9 protein-coding genes and 1 pseudogene are annotated in these 18,692 nt (G+C 32.9%); 3 read left to right on the forward strand and 7 right to left on the reverse strand.

The features are described 5' to 3' along the window. Positions 1-7: 7 nt before the first annotated feature. Positions 8-598 (reverse strand): hypothetical protein, encoded by a 591-nt coding sequence (locus tag WNY78_RS13720; RefSeq protein WP_342873776.1) that lies wholly within the window; start codon positions 596-598, stop codon positions 8-10. Between the two features lie 9 nt (positions 599-607). Further along, positions 608-1,171 (reverse strand): YceI family protein, encoded by a 564-nt coding sequence (locus WNY78_RS13725; protein WP_342873777.1) that lies wholly within the window; start codon positions 1,169-1,171, stop codon positions 608-610. A 79-nt stretch (positions 1,172-1,250) separates the two neighbouring features. Here WNY78_RS13725 and WNY78_RS13730 point away from each other — a divergent pair, with 79 nt between their 5' ends. Further along, positions 1,251-2,171 (forward strand): winged helix-turn-helix domain-containing protein, encoded by a 921-nt coding sequence (locus WNY78_RS13730; protein WP_342873778.1) that lies wholly within the window; start codon positions 1,251-1,253, stop codon positions 2,169-2,171. A gap of 6 nt (positions 2,172-2,177) precedes the next feature. On the opposite strand, the gene WNY78_RS13735 is transcribed toward WNY78_RS13730, so the two are convergent. Both WNY78_RS13735 and WNY78_RS13740 read right to left on the reverse strand, forming a co-directional pair. Continuing rightward, on the reverse strand, positions 2,178-2,876 hold the full coding sequence (locus WNY78_RS13735; protein ID WP_342873779.1) for a LytTR family DNA-binding domain-containing protein: 699 nt from the start codon (positions 2,874-2,876) through the stop codon (positions 2,178-2,180). Beyond that, complete coding sequence (locus WNY78_RS13740) at positions 2,873-3,667, reverse strand: histidine kinase (protein WP_342873780.1); 795 nt, start codon at positions 3,665-3,667, stop codon at positions 2,873-2,875. Before WNY78_RS13740 ends, WNY78_RS13735 begins: the two co-directional genes overlap by 4 nt. Before the next feature lie 203 nt (positions 3,668-3,870). Between WNY78_RS13740 and WNY78_RS13745 the strand changes: the two genes are divergently transcribed. Beyond that, entirely contained in the window at positions 3,871-4,764 is an 894-nt protein-coding gene (locus WNY78_RS13745) for an ABC transporter ATP-binding protein (protein ID WP_342873781.1), read from the forward strand. A gap of 2 nt (positions 4,765-4,766) precedes the next feature. Beyond that, positions 4,767-8,045: a M1 family aminopeptidase gene (locus tag WNY78_RS13750; RefSeq protein ID WP_342873782.1), complete on the forward strand. Its 3,279-nt coding sequence runs from the start codon at positions 4,767-4,769 to the stop codon at positions 8,043-8,045. A gap of 30 nt (positions 8,046-8,075) precedes the next feature. Here WNY78_RS13750 and WNY78_RS13755 read toward each other — a convergent pair whose 3' ends face one another. From WNY78_RS13755 to WNY78_RS13765, 3 genes and pseudogenes are all read right to left on the reverse strand, one after another. Further along, entirely contained in the window at positions 8,076-9,071 is a 996-nt protein-coding gene (locus tag WNY78_RS13755) for a type IX secretion system membrane protein PorP/SprF (RefSeq protein WP_342873783.1), read from the reverse strand. A 31-nt stretch (positions 9,072-9,102) separates the two neighbouring features. Beyond that, positions 9,103-17,313 (reverse strand): T9SS type B sorting domain-containing protein, encoded by an 8,211-nt coding sequence (locus tag WNY78_RS13760; RefSeq protein ID WP_342873784.1) that lies wholly within the window; start codon positions 17,311-17,313, stop codon positions 9,103-9,105. Positions 17,314-17,385: 72 nt separating this feature from the next. Further along, positions 17,386-18,692: pseudogene (locus WNY78_RS13765) on the reverse strand (hypothetical protein); the annotation flags it as partial.

An 18,692-nucleotide genomic window follows, 5' to 3' on the forward strand; every position in this document is an offset into this window, starting at 1 on the left:
TATTTTGTTATTTCTCACACAAATCATCAATAAATGTCACTTCATTAAATCGTTTCCAAATTTCGTGATCAAAACCTTGAGGTGATAATTTAAATAGGATAGTAGAAGATTCTGTTTGTATACAATAATATGACTTAACTCTCACATTTAAAGTCATCATAGCTTCCGAAGTAAAAGAATCATAAACATATAATTTACCTATAAAATCTGTGTCTTTGTTAGCTTCAGTTTTGATGAATAGCACAGTTGTTTCTGGGACAACGAAATCTTTCTTCTTATTAACAGCTTTCATAATACCATCATAATAGAATTTGATGTTTGTTTCTAAAGTTTCCACTGTTTGCTGTTCATTACTATTTATATGCCAAGCAAACATATAAGCCCAAAAATCATCGTGAGCAGAATCTCTCCATTTTTTAGCAAACCTGAGGTCTTCATAACCTTCATATTTAATTTCTGGTGCAAACCCAATAGGGAATTTAATAATCTCCTTCAACCATGTAGTATCAGATTCTAAAACGCCTAATTTTGCTTCATCTTGTCCGAAAACGAGTATAGTACATAAAAGAAGAACTGTTGTTAAGATTCTATTTTTCATTCTTTAAATTTATAAACTTAATTTAACTTCAAATCCAATTCCGTCAGAAATGGCTCCATCCTTCATTTTGCTATTATAACTAATTCCCCAAAGCATTCTATCAATTTTAAATTTTGTCGTCATTATTTTATCTTCATAATTAACTTCTGCTTGAAAAGAAATAGGGTTTGTAACACCTTTAATTGTTAAGTCAGCAAAGATTTTCATCTTAGAATTATCATGATATTGGACACTTGTAATGACTAATTTTGCAGTTTCAAAATTTGCAACATCAAAAAAATCTGGATCTTTAAGATGGTTAACAAGACTTTCATTTGGCTCTTCGTCTTCTATGTCTAAACATATAATTGAATTCATATCTATAATAAATTCACCACCAGAAATCACATCATTAGTTTTAACAAAATAGCCTTCTTTAAAATCTATAGTACCAAAATGTCCACCAAAATAAAAGGTGTATTCACCAGACCATTTCATTTCACTCTTTGCAGTGTCAATGTTTAATTTTTCTTGTGCATAACTATTAGAATATAGAGCTATAGCTATGATTAATACTAAAATACGTGTTTTCATCAGTTTTTGTTTTTTGAATTATTTATGATGTAAAACTAGATGTAGGTCATGTGAAGAATGTCAAAAAAATGTAAAAGAAGTGTCAACAGTTGCAAAAAGTCATGAATTATTGTGTTATTTACACTCAATTATGAATGATCAATCTATTTATTATAAAACTGTTTTAGCAATGGTTGTTTTTTTAGTCGTGATGACCTCATGCACTAAAGAGAATACCAATGATATTAGTGGTACAACAAAAGTTGCATTACGAGAAGCAGGACATCAATTATTACTTCGAAAATTGGATTCCACATCACTCGTCCTTCCTGTTAAAGAAATAGAGCCTTATATCTACAGCTTATCTTTTGAAAAGCAAATCTCTTTTGAACCAAGTGATATCGTCACAGTAATTGATAGTAGTTTAAATTTAGCAAGCATTTCTAAAAATTATCGTGTAGAAGTTATACAATGTACAGATGGAGAAGTTGCTTATAGTTATGAAATGTTTGTAGAGCAGGAGCGAACCATCATACCTTGTGGTGGACGAAATCTTCCTGAAGCATGTTATATAATTCAAGTTGAATTTTTAGATATCCTACCAACAAGTAGTTTCACAAAACGTTTAACACCTTTCGTTTTAGTTTTTGGAGTGTTGTTGTTTCTAGGTTTTAAATATTGGCAGAAACGAAATATGCAGCCCATTTCCGAAGAAAATACGAGTAGTTATTCTGAAATTGGAACCTTCAAGTTCTATCCAGAACAGAACAAACTCGTTAAATCGGCAACCGAAATTAGCCTCTCAAAAAAGGAATGTGAACTTTTAGAAATATTTGTTGCAAACCCAAATCAAATTATAAAACGTGATGAACTCACTAAAAAAGTGTGGGAGGATAATGGTGTTTTTGTAGGCAGAAGTTTAGATACGTATATTTCAAAACTACGTAAAATATTAAAGGATGATGATTCTATACGAATCTCAAATGTACATGGTGTTGGCTATAAATTAGAAGTAGATTAAAAGCTTTTACTCCAATAAGGTGTTGATATTCATCTTGTACAATTTACCAATTGGTACGACATAATCCGCAATATGAATTCTGTTACCTTCAATACTTCCAATATGTGTTTTAGCAATAGCAAATGATTTGTGTACTTGCATAAATGCTTCAGAAGGTAAGGATTCTAACATATCAGAAATTTTCTCTCTCACAGTAATCGTGTCATTTGTAGTAATCACTTTGGTATAATTACCAGAGGCTTCAATAAATAAAATTGAATTGATATCAACCTGAATATAGCTTTTATTCTGTCTAAGAAATATTTGATTGGTAGTTGATTTGTTGTCTTGTGAAAGTTCTTGTGTTTTAGAATGATTTGAACCAATCACTTTATTAACAGCTTTTAAAAAGCGTTCAAAACTAAATGGTTTTAATAAATAATCAACAATATTAAGTTCGTATCCTTCTAAAGCAAATTCACTATAAGCTGTTGTTACAATGACTTTTGGAGGCGATTTTAAGGTTTTTAAAAATTCAAAACCTTTTAATTTAGGCATATTAAGGTCTAAAAAAATAAGATCGACTTCATGCTGACTTAAATACTCCAAAGCTTCAATAGCATCATAACAATTGGTCATGTGCTGCATATTTGGCAATATATCACAATATCCTTTTATAATATCATGAGCAATATGCTCGTCGTCTATAATGATATAATTTATCATAGTTTGCTAATCGTGAGTTCTGCTTTATACACTTCATTTTGTTTAGAAAATGTAAGCTTATGTCGTTTTGGATATACCAATTCTAATCGTCGTTTTAGGTTTTTTAAACCAATCCCTTCCTGTTCATTCTCTAGTGTTTTGTCAAAATTATTTTCAATATTAAAATGAACTTCATTGTTTTCAGATTTCATATGGATATAAACATAAGCATTCTCTCTTAAATTTTCGACACCATGTTTAAATGCATTTTCTAAAAGAATTATAAAAAGAAGTGGCATGATGTCATAATCGTTATCAGCTACATCTATTTTAAATTTAATGTCTATCATCTTGTGATAACGCATTTTATGAAGTTCAATGTAGTTTTGCAAATAACTAATTTCTTCGGAAAGTTGAACCGTTTCTTTTTGTCCGTCGTAAATACTATAGCGCATCATGTCAGAAAGTTTCAAGATCAGTTCTTGTGCTTTTTTCGAATCTTTATCTACCAAACCATATAGATTATTCAGCATATTAAAAAAGAAATGCGGATTCACCTGACTTTTTAAATGCAGTAATTCAGTTTGTGCTTTTTCAGTTTTGAGTCTGATTATAGATTTGATCTGTTTAAAAATCCATCTAATAATAAGTAGAAAGACCAATAAAAAGTAAATGAAGGCGAGTATCGAAAATAGTTCATTATCACCAAAAGCATCATTAAAAATGATAATCAATAAAGCGAATAACACAAGAAAGGATGTGTAAATCCATTTTGGAATTCGCTTTACATATTTGCTTAGTAGATGTTTCATAGTCAATATTAATTAAATAATAAGCCTCAAACAAATTAGTTGACAAACAGTTTGTATGGCGTGATGAACGTTCTTAAATATGAAACAAAAAGTTTTAATGCGATGCAACCGTGTTTATGTCACTCACTAGAAGTCGTATATCCCAAATCTTTTTTTGTTAAGAACATCCTAGATAAGTTTGTTGCAATCAAAAATCGAACAGTATGGAACTCATTATTGACAATCTATCAAAAACTTATTCTAATGGCATCAAGGCATTACAAAATATTTCCTTAGAAATCCCAACTGGAATGTTTGGCTTGCTTGGCCCAAATGGTGCAGGAAAATCAACTTTTATGCGAACATTAGCAACGCTTCAAGAAGCAGATAATGGAACGGTGTTTTTAGGAAAGATTGATGTATTGCAACAAAAAAACGAGTTGCGACAGGTATTGGGATATTTGCCTCAGCAATTTGGCTTATATCCTAAAATATCTGCCGAATTTCTTTTAAATCATTTTGCTGTTCTTAAAGGCATTTCAAACAAAAATCAACGCAAAGAATTAGTTGATGCACTTTTACATAAAACCAATCTTTATGAGGTAAGAACCCAAAAATTAAGTGGGTTTTCTGGAGGTATGAAACAACGCTTTGGGATTGCGCAAGCGTTGCTAAATAATCCAAAACTCCTTATTGTAGATGAACCAACTGCTGGTTTAGATCCTGTAGAACGAAATCGGTTTTACAATATTTTAAGTGAATTGGGAGAACAAACCGTAGTTATTCTATCAACACATATTGTAGACGATGTAAAAGAATTATGTACCAATATGGCAATTATAAATAAAGGTCGAGTGTCTTTAAAAGGAAACCCATTACAACTCATAGACAACCTCAAAAACAAAGTGTATCAAAAAACGATTTCCAAGCTAGAATTAGAGGATTACAAACAAAATTATCAAGTCATTAGTGAAAAGCTGTTTCTTGGAAAACCAACCATTCATATCTTAAGCGATACGAATCCAAGAGATGGCTTTGTACTAGTTAATGCCGAATTAGAAGATGTGTATTTCTCGCAAATTTTTGGTAATCAGTCTAACCTTAAATCTATTGCTTAGTTATGTGGTATCCAATATTTAAGTTTGAAATTGCCTATAGAATTAGACGTGCAGACACTTACATTTTCTTTTTATTCTTGTTTTTATTTTCAATTGCAGGAGTCGAATTTATTTTTCAAGGTGCGGATTTAGGCGGAATAAAAAAAAACTCACCAATTGTTATCGCAAAAACCATGGGAGCAATTACAGGTATTTTTATGATTTTGGCTTCAATGATTATGGGAGTTTCTGTATTGCGCGATTTCGAATATGAAATTGAGTCGCTCATGTTTGTGAATCCAATTAAGAAAAAAGACTATCTCATTGGTCGATTTTTAGGCTCATTTACAGTACTTTTATTTGTATTCTCTGGTGTTTTCTTCGGAATGATATTAGGGGAATTCATGCCTTGGTATCATCCAGAAGACTTGGTTCCTTTTAATGTTTTTAATTATCTAAAATCATTTCTAATTGTAATCTTACCAATCTTGTTCTTTGGTGCAGCACTATTTTTTGTAACTGGTGCTTTGAGCAAAAAACTAGTCGTTGTCTACACACAAGGGATTATCTTTTTTGTGATTTTTATGCTTACAAAAGCGATTACTAATGACACTATTCAAGCGTTATTAGATCCATTTTCATTAACAACACTATCATTAGCCACAGAATCATGGTCAACTCTTGAGAAAACAACTCAGAGCATTCCAATGATTGGTATTCTATTATATAACAAACTATTTTGGGTTGCACTTGGTATACTTGTTTTGGGTTATGGCTACAAGAAGTTCAATTTTAATGTTGTACAAACAAAACGATTTAAAAAGAAACATAAACTTACTTTAAAACCCGAAATAACCAATAACGACGTAGCTATTCCAAATGTTGAAAAACAGTATGATCTCAAATCGAAATGGAAACAACTCAAGCATTTTTCAGGGTTTTATTTTTTGAGTATTTGTAAGCAACCTTCATTTTGGGCGATTGTAATTTGTGGTATGATAATCATTCTCATTAATTCTGTAAACCTAGGAACCGTCTATGGTGTTGATAGTTATCCTGTAACGTATTTTATCGTCGAAGAGCTTCAAGAAACTTCTATGTATTTCTTTATCATTATTTTAGTTTTTTATTCTGGAGAACTGATCTGGAAAGAACGTGGTGCGAAACTCAACTTAATTTATGATGCCACACCAATGTCCAATTTTATACAACTCGCTGGAAAATTCATTGGCCTCAATCTTATTTACATGTTGCTCATGCTTGCTCTAATTTTATCCGGAATTATCTTTCAAACAGCAAATGGTTACTATACGTATGAATTTCAAGTCTATTTTTATGGTTTCTTTTTGGAGATATTGCCATTCTTAACCTTGTATACATTCATTGCCTTTTTTGTTCAAGTGATGGCCAATCACAAATTTATTGGTATTATTCTAGTTATTATATTTTTTATTTCGACCATCTTACTCAGTGCATTTGGCTTTGACCATGAGCTCTATTTGTTTGGAGGTAGTACACTTGGTAGCTATTCTGATATGAATGGTTATGGACATTTTTTAAAACCATACCTACTAATAAAATCATATTGGTTGTGCTTCGGAATAACATTACTTATCGTTGCGTCTTTATTTTCAGTTAGAGGAACAGAAACGAATGTTATAAAGCGATTAAAAATGAGTAAGCATAGGATTAGTAAATCATTGCTAACATTTGGGAGTAGTGTCGTTTCCGTGTTTATTATCCTCGGAAGTTTTATTTTTTATAACACCAATATCTTGAACGAGTATTGGACCAATTCTAAAGCTACAGATTTTAGAGTCGCTTATGAAAATACACTGAAACAATTTGAATATCTACCACAGCCAAAAATCGTGGATGTCAATTTGAAAGTGGAATTATATCCTTCCACAAGAGATTACACTGCAGAAGGTTATTACATTCTAAAAAACAAAACGAACCAAGCTATTAATGCGATTCATATTCAGAAGCAAATTGAAGCTAATGTCACTTTAGATGCTATCAATTTTGAAGGAGGAGCGAAGGAAAATACTAGTTACAACGTTTTTGATTATCACATCTACGAATTAACTACAGCTTTGCTACCAGGAGATTCTATTACAATGAATTTTAAACAAACTTTTACTACGGAAGGGTTTGAGTCTGGTCAATCAAATTCTAATATTGTAGCCAATGGTACATTTTTTAATAACAACAATTTTCCAACAATTGGATACAACAGAAAATATGAACTAAGTGGTAACGAACGTTCCGATTACAATTTACCTGAAAGATCAAATAAAGCGAACCGAGAAGATATTAATGAATTGGTTAATGCGAGATCTGGAAGCGATTCTGATGGTATAAATTTTGAGATGATTATAGGTACAGATATAGATCAAACGGCTATTGTTCCTGGTGATTTATTAAAGCAATGGACCGAAAATAACCGTAGTTATTTTCATTATAAATCGAATATTCCAATGATGAATTTCTATGCTATGGTTTCTGGACGTTATGAGGTGAAGACAGATAAATGGTTGTCAACTTCAAACGCTAAACCAGTTGATTTGGAGATTCATTATCATAAAGGACATGTTTATAATATTGAAAGAATGATGGCTTCAATGAAAGCATCGTTGACATATTATTCTGAAAATTTTAGTCCGTATCAATACAATCACTTAAGAATTATGGAGTTTCCGCGTTATGCGAAATTTGCACAATCGTATCCAGGAACAGTACCTTTTTCAGAATCTATAGGATTTGTTTTAGACATCAATGATAAAACAGATGTGGATATAGCATTTTATATCACAGCACATGAAATTGCACATCAATGGTTTGGAATGCAAGTAGAAGCTGCAAATGTAAAAGGACAACATTTTATTTTGGAAACCATGTCGCAGTATGCTGCTTTGATGGTGTTAAAGCAAAATTATTCCGAAGACAAAGTGAATCAGTTTTTAGAATTTCAGAAGGAAACCTATAAAAAAAGTCAGCAAAAAGAAGCGATTGAAGAGCCATCATTGGCTTTGGTAGAACATCAAGATTATGTGTATTATGCTAAAGGAGCAATAACGATGTATGAATTTCAAAAAGTAATAGGAGAGGAGAATGTGAATCGTGCTTTAAGGCGTTTTCTTGAAGATTGGAATACGAATCATGGCAAACTAAAAACTAAAATCGATCGATATGCAACTAGTAAAGATTTGCTTCACTATTTTAGAGAAGTAACACCAGAGGATAAGCATTATTTAATTGCGCAACTTTTTGAAACAGTTACAGAGGTAGAAAATGATTGATTGTATTTTTATATTAAATCCTTCATGTCATTAATAATTAGTACCATTATTTTTATACTTTCTATAGCTTGTTCCTTTTGTACATGGGCAATCACTAATCCCTTGTAATAAATCAATTCCTATAGTGATACTATGCGTTCCAGAGTTGTAACCTGAAAGATCATTGATTGTCATTTGATAAGAATAAGCGAAATAAAAGTTATTTTTCATGATGCCAGCCATTGGTCCAAAATTAAGAGGCTTTAAGTATTGATCATTCAAAAAACGATACGATCCACCAACCCAATAATAATCACCATCTCTATTAAATTTTCTGTATTTAAAATTTAAATCTGTTGCAGATCGTCTATCACTATTAAAAAATTGGAAAAACGCTGAAGGTTCATACTCAACATTCTTGTTATATTTATTAGTGAAAATATATCCAGTATAAGCTTGAAAATTTAAAAGCTTACTTGGTTCTGTACCTAAAAAATCATCAATACCTTTATCTAAAATATTATTGGCATTCAAACTCAAGTAATACCTGTTAAAACGGTATAGGAAACCAACATCAAAATTATGATTTGAAACGGCTCTATCATCTCCAACATTTACTACTGGAATTTCTGCTGTAGGCTGAAAATTCTCTATATCAATTCTAAAGCTATTTATGTTATAAGATAATCCAAATGATAAGTATTGTTTTGATGTATAATCTAAAATTATGTGATGCGCAAATGAAAATTTGACACCTTTTTGACGCGTATTTCCGTTTCTATCATTGTATAATGATAATCCAACTCCAGATTGTTTAGCTATTCTGAAATCGGCATATAATGCTTGATTGTCAGGTGCATTTTTAATACCTACCCATTGTGTAAGTCCGTTAAGTCGCACTTTTAAGTTATCACCAATTCCTGCATAGGTTGGAGATATCACAAAGTCATTATCTGCTAAATATTGTGTCCATACAGGTAAATTTAATTCTTGTGCATAACCAAACGTGCAAGAAGCTAAAACGAGATATATTATAATTTTTTTCATTTGAATCGTTATTTAGTTTGAGGGTTTTTGATTATCTGTAAAGTGTAAAATGTCCTACGTAATCTTTTTCAATTAACGCACTGTTAGGTTTTACAACATACCAATAATCACCAGTAGGAAGTTCTTTGCCATTATATTTACCATCCCAAAATTGTCCTACAGTATAGGTTCCAACTTTACGTCCATATCTATCAAAAATATCGAAGGTTAAGTTTGGAAAATCTTCTGTACAACCAGGAGCCCAAGTATCATTTTCATTATCTCCATCTGGTGTGAACCAATTTGGAATACATGGTCCTAAAAATTCTATTTCTATAGTAGCTTCTGCTTGACAACCACTACTATCTGTTACAATTACATTATATGTTCCTTCTTCTGTAACGAAGTAAACATTTGTGTTTCCATAATTTTCGCCATTAAGCGTATATTCATTTCCACCTGTTCCACCAGTTGTCACTGCTATTATTTCACCAGGTTCACTACCTTCTTGTAGGATAATTGCTAATGGATCAAAGTTATATATGTCAAAAAATTCGGTAGTTTTAATACAACCATCTGTATGTCTTACATCTATAAAATGATCTGTTCCTGGAACCACATTATTAAAGATATTACTCGTTTGATAATCTCCACCATCAAGTGAGTAATCTAAATCTGAAAGATCAACAGAATCTCCATTCACTATTACAGTTACTGTATTTACTGAAACATTGTTTTCACAAGCATATTCTATTTCAATAATAGGATCAAAACTCACTGAATCTGGGAACGTAATATTCCATTCAGTCTCACAACCTTGAGAATCACGAACAAAAACAATATGATCACCACCACCTAAATCTGTAAAATCAAATTCGGTTTGCGTTGCAGATCCTGTTGTGTATGGACCATCATAATCATCTAAACTTACACTGTATGGCAATGTTCCTCCAGTAATATCAATACTAAACTCAGCATTGTTTTCGCCTTCGCAAGTTTCTTCAAAAAGAGAATCTGGTACAATACTTAAAATAACTTGTTCAGGATTGTTGATTGTAAATTCGAAGATCTCGTAACATCCTAATTGATCTTGCACGATCACTGTATAGGTGTCTGGAGCAAGATTTTCAAAAACATTAGTTTCAAAAAATTGATCTAATTGTGGAGAAATTGCATATTTAATGATTCCTGTTCCTCCAGAAGCATTAATGGTTAAAACACCATCATTATTTCCACTACACGTCACATCGTTAACTGTGAAATCAATCGTAAGTGGAGCAGTAGGTTCTGTAATTGTTATAGGAGCAGAGGCTGTATCACAATCACCACTTTCTACATGTACTACATAAGTTCCTGCAACGAGTTCTGTAAATACACCAGGTGAATCTTGTGTTGCAGTAATTGTATTTCCTAAGGTATCTTCAAGTGTGTACACATAGTTTCCTAAACCACCTTGAGCATCTGCTACAATCGTTCCTGTATTATCACCCGAACAATTAATTGTTGGATTCATTGACATTAAATTAATAGTCAAATCTAATAATGGATCTATTGTAATGTCATTAGACACATTTGCAACACAACCATTAGCATCTCTCACATAATACTGATAGGTTCCCACAGGAACAGAAAATGTGGTTGCTGTTGTAAATGAACCTAAGACTGTTGTAAAAGCACTATCGTTACTATATTGATACGTTCCTGTTCCACCAGTAGCACTTAAGGTAATTGTAGATTCTACATCACAAGTTTGTGTTGTGGTTACGACTAAATTTGCTGTAATAGGTGTAGGTTCTGTAATTACAATTTCCGAAGATAAAAGGAAACATTCGTTACCATCACTAACTGAAATCGTATAAGTACCAACTCCTAAATCTGTAAACACATTAGACGTTTGAGGTCCAGATGTTGATGTTGCAGAATTCAACGTATAAATATAATCTACACCTTGACCACCTGCCACATTCGTTACTGTAATTGATCCATTTTGATCTCCAAAACAAGATAATATTGATGCACTTGGAGTAAAAGTAGCATCAATTGGTGATGGCGCAATAAGCGTAATATCTTCTGAAGCTACGCAACCTTCAGCATCCATAACATTTACCGTATACGATCCAGCAGATAAGTCTGTGAATGTTCCGTTAGATGAAAATGCAACTGTTGCAGCTCCTGTTAATTCATATTGATAATCTCCCCAACCACCAGTTGCAATAGCAGTAATTGTCCCTTGACTATCATCACACGAGACGTTAGATGTTTCCGAAGCATCAAGAATTAACGCTTGAGAAGGAGAAGAAATTATAACGGTAGATGTTGCGTTACAAAACGGACTTTCAGTTTCTGTAATCACTACTGTGAAAGATCCTGCAGTCATTCCTGTAACTGTTAGTGGGTTTGTTGACGTATTTGCATTTACAACACCAAAAACTGATGTTGACGTACTATCAAAAACTTCATAATTATAAGTACCAGAATATCCAATAACATTAATTTCAAATGAACCAGAATTGTCTCCAAAACAGGTTACTGAAGTTGAATTTGTTGTAAATGTTGGAGGCGTAGCAGCTTGTAAAGAAACGGTTACATCCTCAGTACACGATGTCACTGTATCTGTAATTGTTACTGTGTAAATTCCTGATGGTACTCCAGAAAACAATCCGCCAGTTTCAGAAATTGAAGCTGGATTTGGACTAATACTATATGTATACGTTCCAGATCCACCAGATCCAATAACTGTAATTTCACCATCATCATCGTTACATGTTGCAGATGCTGAAATTGTAGGTGTAATATCTAAAGGTGCTAAAATATCAACAGTTACTGTGTTTCCACAACCGTTAGCATCTTGAATTTCTACAGTATGCATTCCAGAAAATAGGTTAGAAATTGTAAAAGGTGTTGATTGAGTTTGAAAAGCTCCACCATCAATACTAAAGCTGTAAGGTGCAATTCCAGGTGAACCTAAAGAAACGAGGATTTCATAATCACCATCACTAACATCACATGTTGTATTTATTACTGCGGAAATATTAGGTTGATCATCCATTGGTAAAATAACTACAGGACTTGAAACGATACAACCATAAGCATCAATAACATGCACATAATAATTTCCTGCATCTCTATTGAATGTACTTGCAGATGCCCAATTTGTGTCAGTATCTAAAGGAGCAGCAGCTGTTGTTGTAATTTGATATTGATAAGGTGCAGTTCCATTTTGAGCAATAGCGCTAATGACTCCTGAATTTGCGTTACAATTTGCATTTTGATCTACAGACGTTTGTAATTCTAATAAGAAAGCAGATTCAGTAATATTAAAAGGTACAGTTACAACACCACATCCAGAATTTGAACCAGAAGTCTCACTAATAGACACAAAGTAATTCCCGAAAGGTAAAGGACCTAAATCTGTGACTGTTAAGTTTCCATTAGCTGGAACTGTTCCAGATCCTGTAATACCTGTTGAGATTAAAGATAAAGAATCGAATATTTCGAAATTCACATCTACATCAGATCCATAAACACTGTTAATTGTAAATGTTACGTTACCATCATTACTTCCTGTACATGTTATATTATTAGAACTTACAGCACTAAGCGATAATGTAGAATTTGTAGGTATTGGCGCAGTTGCAGGTTCATAATAGCTACATAAAGTTGACGCATCATAAACAATAAACGTATAGGTAACTCCAGGTATTAAACCATCAAATGTAGCCGACTGACTTCCAGGCATATCTTCTGATAACCAAGTTCCAACTGATGGATATGACGTGGTTGGTCCTTCATAAATTGCAAAGAAGAATGGTCCTGCACTACTTAACGTAGAACCTACACTCACAACAGCTTGACCACCTAAGGCACAATCAACTGAAGCAGTTATATTAATATCTAAATCGGTAGGAGGTGAGGCAACCAAAACATCTTGTGTTAAGACAGAACATCCATTGGCATCAACAACATTAATTTCATATAAACCAAAATCTACAACATTAAAACTAATTGAAGTTGTACCTGTATTATTTAATTCTGAATTTGAGTAGCCGTTAGATCCAGTTACAAAATAGTTGTAAGGCGCTGTTCCACCAATTACAGAGTTGATAATTACAGATCCTTGTGAAATTCCACCAGATGTACAGGTAATGTCAATCGTATCTACATCTACTACAATTGGGTCTGGTTGGTTGATGGTTACAATTTCCGAAGAAAAACAAAGGTTTGCATCTGTAATCGTAACAGTATATGTTCCTGCTGGTAATCCAGAGGTTTGTGTACCGTAATCTGTACCTGTTGTATCGTTATTTACATTGATAACAAAAGGAGGTGTTCCAACTGTGTTATCAATCGTGATATCTAAAGCTCCATTTTCATCTCCATTACATAATATTGGCTGTGATTCTAAAACTAAACTCAATGCTGGAGGTGTGATTGGATTTACAGTAATGATACTAGATTCTGCAATACATCCATTAGCATCAGTAATTTGAAACTGGTACGTACCTGCAGTTGATGTATTATATGTAAATGGTGTTCCTGTTGCACCTAAGTTTGAATACCCACTTCCATCAATGGAAACCGCATAAGTAAATGGTGCTGTTCCTGTGATATCACCTGTAATTGTAGCATCTGGTGTTGCCGTACAATCTAGTCCAGACGTTAAAACGACGTTGACTATTGGTGCTGGGATTGGATCGATAGTAATTGATTCTGTATACTCACAATCGTTTTCATCTCTCACTTGAAACGTATAGGTTCCAGGTTCTAAACCAGCAAAACTAGTTGTTGTTTGATAAGCTGTTGCACTTGCAGTTGGTGCTATAATTTGATATTCTAATACACCTGTTCCACCAATTGTATTTGTAATGGTAACTGTTGTTGCGTTTGATGGGCAAGTAACTGGAGCAATATCAAATTCCAAATCGGTAGGCGGATTTAAAGCCTCAACAATGATCTCATTAGTAATTACGGTACAATCATTAGCATCTTGAATTGTGATTGTGTATGTTCCAGATGTTAATCCTGTAAATTCATTACTAGCTTGAAAGTTAACACCATCAATACTATAAGAATAAGGTACATCACCACCTGTAACTGTGGTTACTGTAATTGTTCCGTTTGATATACATGTGAAAGGAGCAGTTAATTCTGCAGTTCCTGAAATTGCATCAGCTTCTAAAATAGTTACAGTTTGTGCAACTGTTTCACATTCTGATGATCCAATAGAATAGGCTACTACAACTTCATAATCGTCTGCGATTAGCCCAGTAAATACTGGAGAATTTGAAAATGTGGTTCCACCATCAATACTATATGTCAGACTATTTCCATTAGTTGCTGTAACATTAATTGTAATTGTTCCAGTATTTCCAGATCCACCACAAGCAATATCTGTAGTATCAATTGTAAATTCTGGTTGATCAATAGCTTCAATAGTAATTGTTGTTTCTGCACTACAATTGTTAGCATCTACAACTAAAATGTCATAAACACCTGCAGTTGTTACTACGATTTCTGGAATAGTTTGAAAATCTGTAGACCCATTTACGAAATAGAAGTAAGGAGGTGTTCCACCAACAGGATACACTGTAATTTCTCCTTCATCACAAGTTAAAGGTACTGTGATAGCAGCAGTAACTGTTAATAATGATGGTTCTATGATAATAATTTCTTCGGAATAAAAGCAGCCATTTTCTGTTTCTACGGTTGCTGTATACGTTCCTGCATTTAAGTTTTCGAAAATGTATGTGTTTTCTAAAATTGGTCCAACACTATTTACTAATGTACCACCTTCACTTAACGTATAAGAATATTGCGGATCAACATCATTTGCAGCCAATTGAATACTTCCTTTGTCACCATGACATAAAGGTTGCAATATCGTTGTAGATACCGTAAAATCACGATCTCTAATTAAAACGTCTAGTACAGTAAACACACAAGGATTTGTAGGAACTCCAATTTGTCTTACATAAACAGTATACGTTCCTGCAGTAGCAATCGAAAATACATTACTTGGTTGGAATGTTATATTATCTAAACTGTATTCGTAACCTGATGGTACATCTAAAACTGTAATACTACCTAAAGTTGTACAAATAATATCTGTTGCTATAACTGTTGGATTTAATGAGTTTTGATATACATTGAAATAGAATTGTACAAAACAACCACCTTCATAGTTGATTGTAAGTCTATATTGACCAGAAGTATCTACTAGATAGTTTGGTCCATTCGCAACTTCATTCCAAGTACATGTGTCATCTTCATTAGCACAATCTGAATTTGTAACTGCATCACAACTCGATTCATCTAATTTTTCCCAGATAATAGAAGATGCTCCTGAAATATTGGTTTGAATATCTCTAGTATCATTTTCTCCACATAAAAATATATTTGGGAGAAGTTTACCGTCATTAGGACACGTAACCACTTCATCTGCATAAGGAATAACTGGATTTTCTATATTACCTCCAAAAAGTTGTACAATATATTCTTGTACAATAGATTGACAAGGTGCTACAGCTGTATTGAAAGAGTAATAGGTTCCTGTTTCAGTAACTGTGATTGTTTGACCAGTTCCAATTACTGGAGTTCCTGTAGAACTTGTTGACCATGAATATGAATCATAACCATTTGCTGCTGTGATATCTAAACTGTTACCACAAAGGATTAAGTTTTCTGAAAATTGACAATCAAGATCAGCTAAGAAATTAGTGGCTTGAGGAGATAATAAACAACCTGTATTACTATTTAAACTAGGGTCATCTGTAATTTGAAATGTAGGATTAAAGAACCCATTATATGTTGCATAGGCTTGATTGTTGATTATATTAGAACAAGCATCTGCTAATTGATTACATTCATCAACAACTTGTACTTCAATACGAATTTCGTAAACTGGATCATTTTCTTCAACAAGAGAATTATCTACAGCTAAAATTAATTCACGAGTAGTTTCATTATAACTTACAACGGTTACACCTGGAGGTAATACTAAATCTGTTGGATGATTATAAATAATATTTACTGGAAGAATATCTCTAATTTGAAAATTGGTAGCATTATCATTTCCGGTATTTTGAAAACCAATGACATAATTTAGCGAAGAACCTAAACCTACTGTTTGTCCGCCAATATCATTTCCAGCATCATCCTCAACAATTTTTGTCAATACAATATTTGGCTCTATAATATCTACTGCAAACGCAAAGAAGTATGGGAAATAAGTATCTCCACTTGTTTCTAATCGTATTGTTGCAGCAGTTGCATCGTTAGCAATTACTGCATTTCCTGGATTAGGTATAGCCATTACTCCAGTATCAAATCCTAATGTATTTGTACTATTAGGTACTCTTGAATTTACAGGAGTCGCATCTAATTGAGTTACTGAACTATTAAAAAAGTTAGCAACAGGACGATCTACCGTAGATAAACTCACACCATTTAATCGTAAACGATCACCTAAAATTGGACTATCACCTTCAAGAGTTGCAAACGCAAAATTTGCTCTTACAGGTGCAGGAGCAGGAACGGTTCTAAATCCGTCAACAGGAATATCCAATTGTGTGTTATTTCCTGCGACACTGATTGCACTAAATCCGTCAAAACTTGTAATAGATTTGCCAGGAAGTGTTGGATCTTCATAAACAATAAATAATGACCAACCAGCCGATTGACCAGTTCCATTGTAAGGTGTGAAATTTGCAGTTTCACCAACATCAGAAGATACATTTGCAACAGTATATGTTCCTAAATCATCACCAGAACCAAAACTCGTTACAAAATCGGTGACATCTGCAAAACAAGCATATGAAAAACTATCTCCTCCATCTACTGTTGTTCCGTTAGCATCATAAATTATAGTACCAGTAATATCATTGTATCCTCCAGTAGGTCCTTTTAGTTTTACATTTGTTATCGGTTCATCACCAGGATTAACAGCTCCCCAATATAGACCTGCATAAATAATTCTGTAGCAATTTGGATTAGGTATATCTAAATCTGCACTAGATGAACTAAAGGTTGAACCATCACTATCAATATCAATATATTGCATATTAACATTGTGGTTATATACTGAATTGTTATTAAATGCATTATTGTCTGGCCCTAAAATATTATTACCTATTAAAACAATGTCACCTTTAAGGTCCTCATTAAATCGAGGAGCAAAAGGTTCATAGTTTTGCGCATAAGATTGTAGGCCAATCAGTAGTAGTGAAACAATAATTACTAATCTTGAAAAAGTAGGTTTTTTCATGGTGTTAAATTTTTTGTTATTCCGAAGTTAATGAGGGCACATCAACTTAAGAATAGGGCCTTATTTTATATATTAATTCTCTATTTTCACAAGAGATAGTTTTTGATTATATGGTCTATTACCTTTTGATTCTAGAGCTTGATTTGCTTGATCTATGCTTTCGAATTTATCGTAATAGATATAGTACTTACTCGTTTTTACATCATAAAAGAAATCAACATTTGAACGTCCAGAAGCAACAACTTTAGTTATAAAGTCATTTCTTTTACTAATATCTGAATGTACAGCTAGTACTAAGTAATAGCCATTATCTACATTTTGTACATTCTCTAAAATTTGGATATTACCACTTTGTTCCTCTCCAAAATCAAAATCGTCTTTTGTAATTGGAGTCGTAGTCAAGGTTGTTGATTGTTTAATGTTTTCCAACATTGCTCTATCTTGAGAATAACGTTCTTCTTCATTATCAAATGCTGCTTTTTTAATACGACGTCTTCTTTCAAACTCTGTAGCAATTTTAATTTCAGCTAATCTTGTATCTAAATCTATTCTTGCTTGTGTTGCTTTAAGTTGTTCAGACTCTAAACGGTTTAATGCTTTTTGATAATAAAGGTATACTTCGTCATTTGTAATAGTGTCTGCTTTATATTTATCATCATATAATGCTTTTAGTTCTTTGATTTTATTATTTCTGTTGTTAATTACATCATCTAACTGTGACTTTATAATTTCTAATTTATTATTCTCTTCTGTAATACTTTTAAAAGGCTTTGGACCAACAGTAATTCCTTGTTCACTTAAATCATTTTCTTCCTTTAAATCTTTAAGATCTTCATTTTTAACTTCTATAATAGCATCAAAATCTTGTAACAATTTAGTTTGTGCCTTTTTAGATTCTTCTGCTTGTTGACTAATCTCATACATAGATCTACTAATATCATCCTGAGCATTTGAAATTAATTCTTCTTTTGCTTTTTGTTCTGCTAACAGTGTTGCTTCAGCATCAGCTTCTTCGTTAGCCTTTTGTTCAGCTAATAGTTTCGCTTGAGCATCAGCTTCTTTTTTAGCGTTTTGTTCTGCTAATAGTTTAGCTTGAGCATCAGCTTCTTGTTTAGCTTTTTGTTCAGCTAGTAATTTAGCTTGAGCATCAGCTTCTTGTTTAGCCTTTTGTTCAGCTAATAGTTTCGCTTGAGCATCCGCTTGTGCTTTGGCCTTTTGTTCAGCTAGTAGTTTAGCTTGGGCATCCGCTTGTGCTTTGGCCTTTTGTTCAGCTAATAATTTCGCTTGAGCATCCGCTTGTGCTTTAGCCTTTTGTTCAGCTAATAGTTTCGCTTGAGCATCCGCTTGTGCTTTGGCCTTTTGTTCAGCTAGTAGTTTAG

The organism is Psychroserpens sp. AS72 (assembly GCF_038900375.1).
In the GTDB taxonomy this organism is placed as follows: domain Bacteria; phylum Bacteroidota; class Bacteroidia; order Flavobacteriales; family Flavobacteriaceae; genus Psychroserpens.

Bases quoted from the DNA above. Each gene is read 5' to 3' on its own strand.
- WNY78_RS13720 (WP_342873776.1), bottom strand. From the start codon at position 598: ATGAAAAATAGAATCTTAACAACAGTTCTTCTTTTATGTACTATACTC.
- WNY78_RS13725 (WP_342873777.1), bottom strand. From the start codon at position 1,171: ATGAAAACACGTATTTTAGTATTAATCATAGCTATAGCTCTATATTCT.
- WNY78_RS13735 (WP_342873779.1), bottom strand. From the start codon at position 2,876: ATGATAAATTATATCATTATAGACGACGAGCATATTGCTCATGATATT.
- WNY78_RS13740 (WP_342873780.1), bottom strand. From the start codon at position 3,667: ATGAAACATCTACTAAGCAAATATGTAAAGCGAATTCCAAAATGGATT.
- WNY78_RS13745 (WP_342873781.1), top strand. From the start codon at position 3,871: ATGGAACTCATTATTGACAATCTATCAAAAACTTATTCTAATGGCATC.
- WNY78_RS13750 (WP_342873782.1), top strand. From the start codon at position 4,767: ATGTGGTATCCAATATTTAAGTTTGAAATTGCCTATAGAATTAGACGT.
- WNY78_RS13755 (WP_342873783.1), bottom strand. From the start codon at position 9,071: ATGAAAAAAATTATAATATATCTCGTTTTAGCTTCTTGCACGTTTGGT.
- WNY78_RS13760 (WP_342873784.1), bottom strand. From the start codon at position 17,313: ATGAAAAAACCTACTTTTTCAAGATTAGTAATTATTGTTTCACTACTA.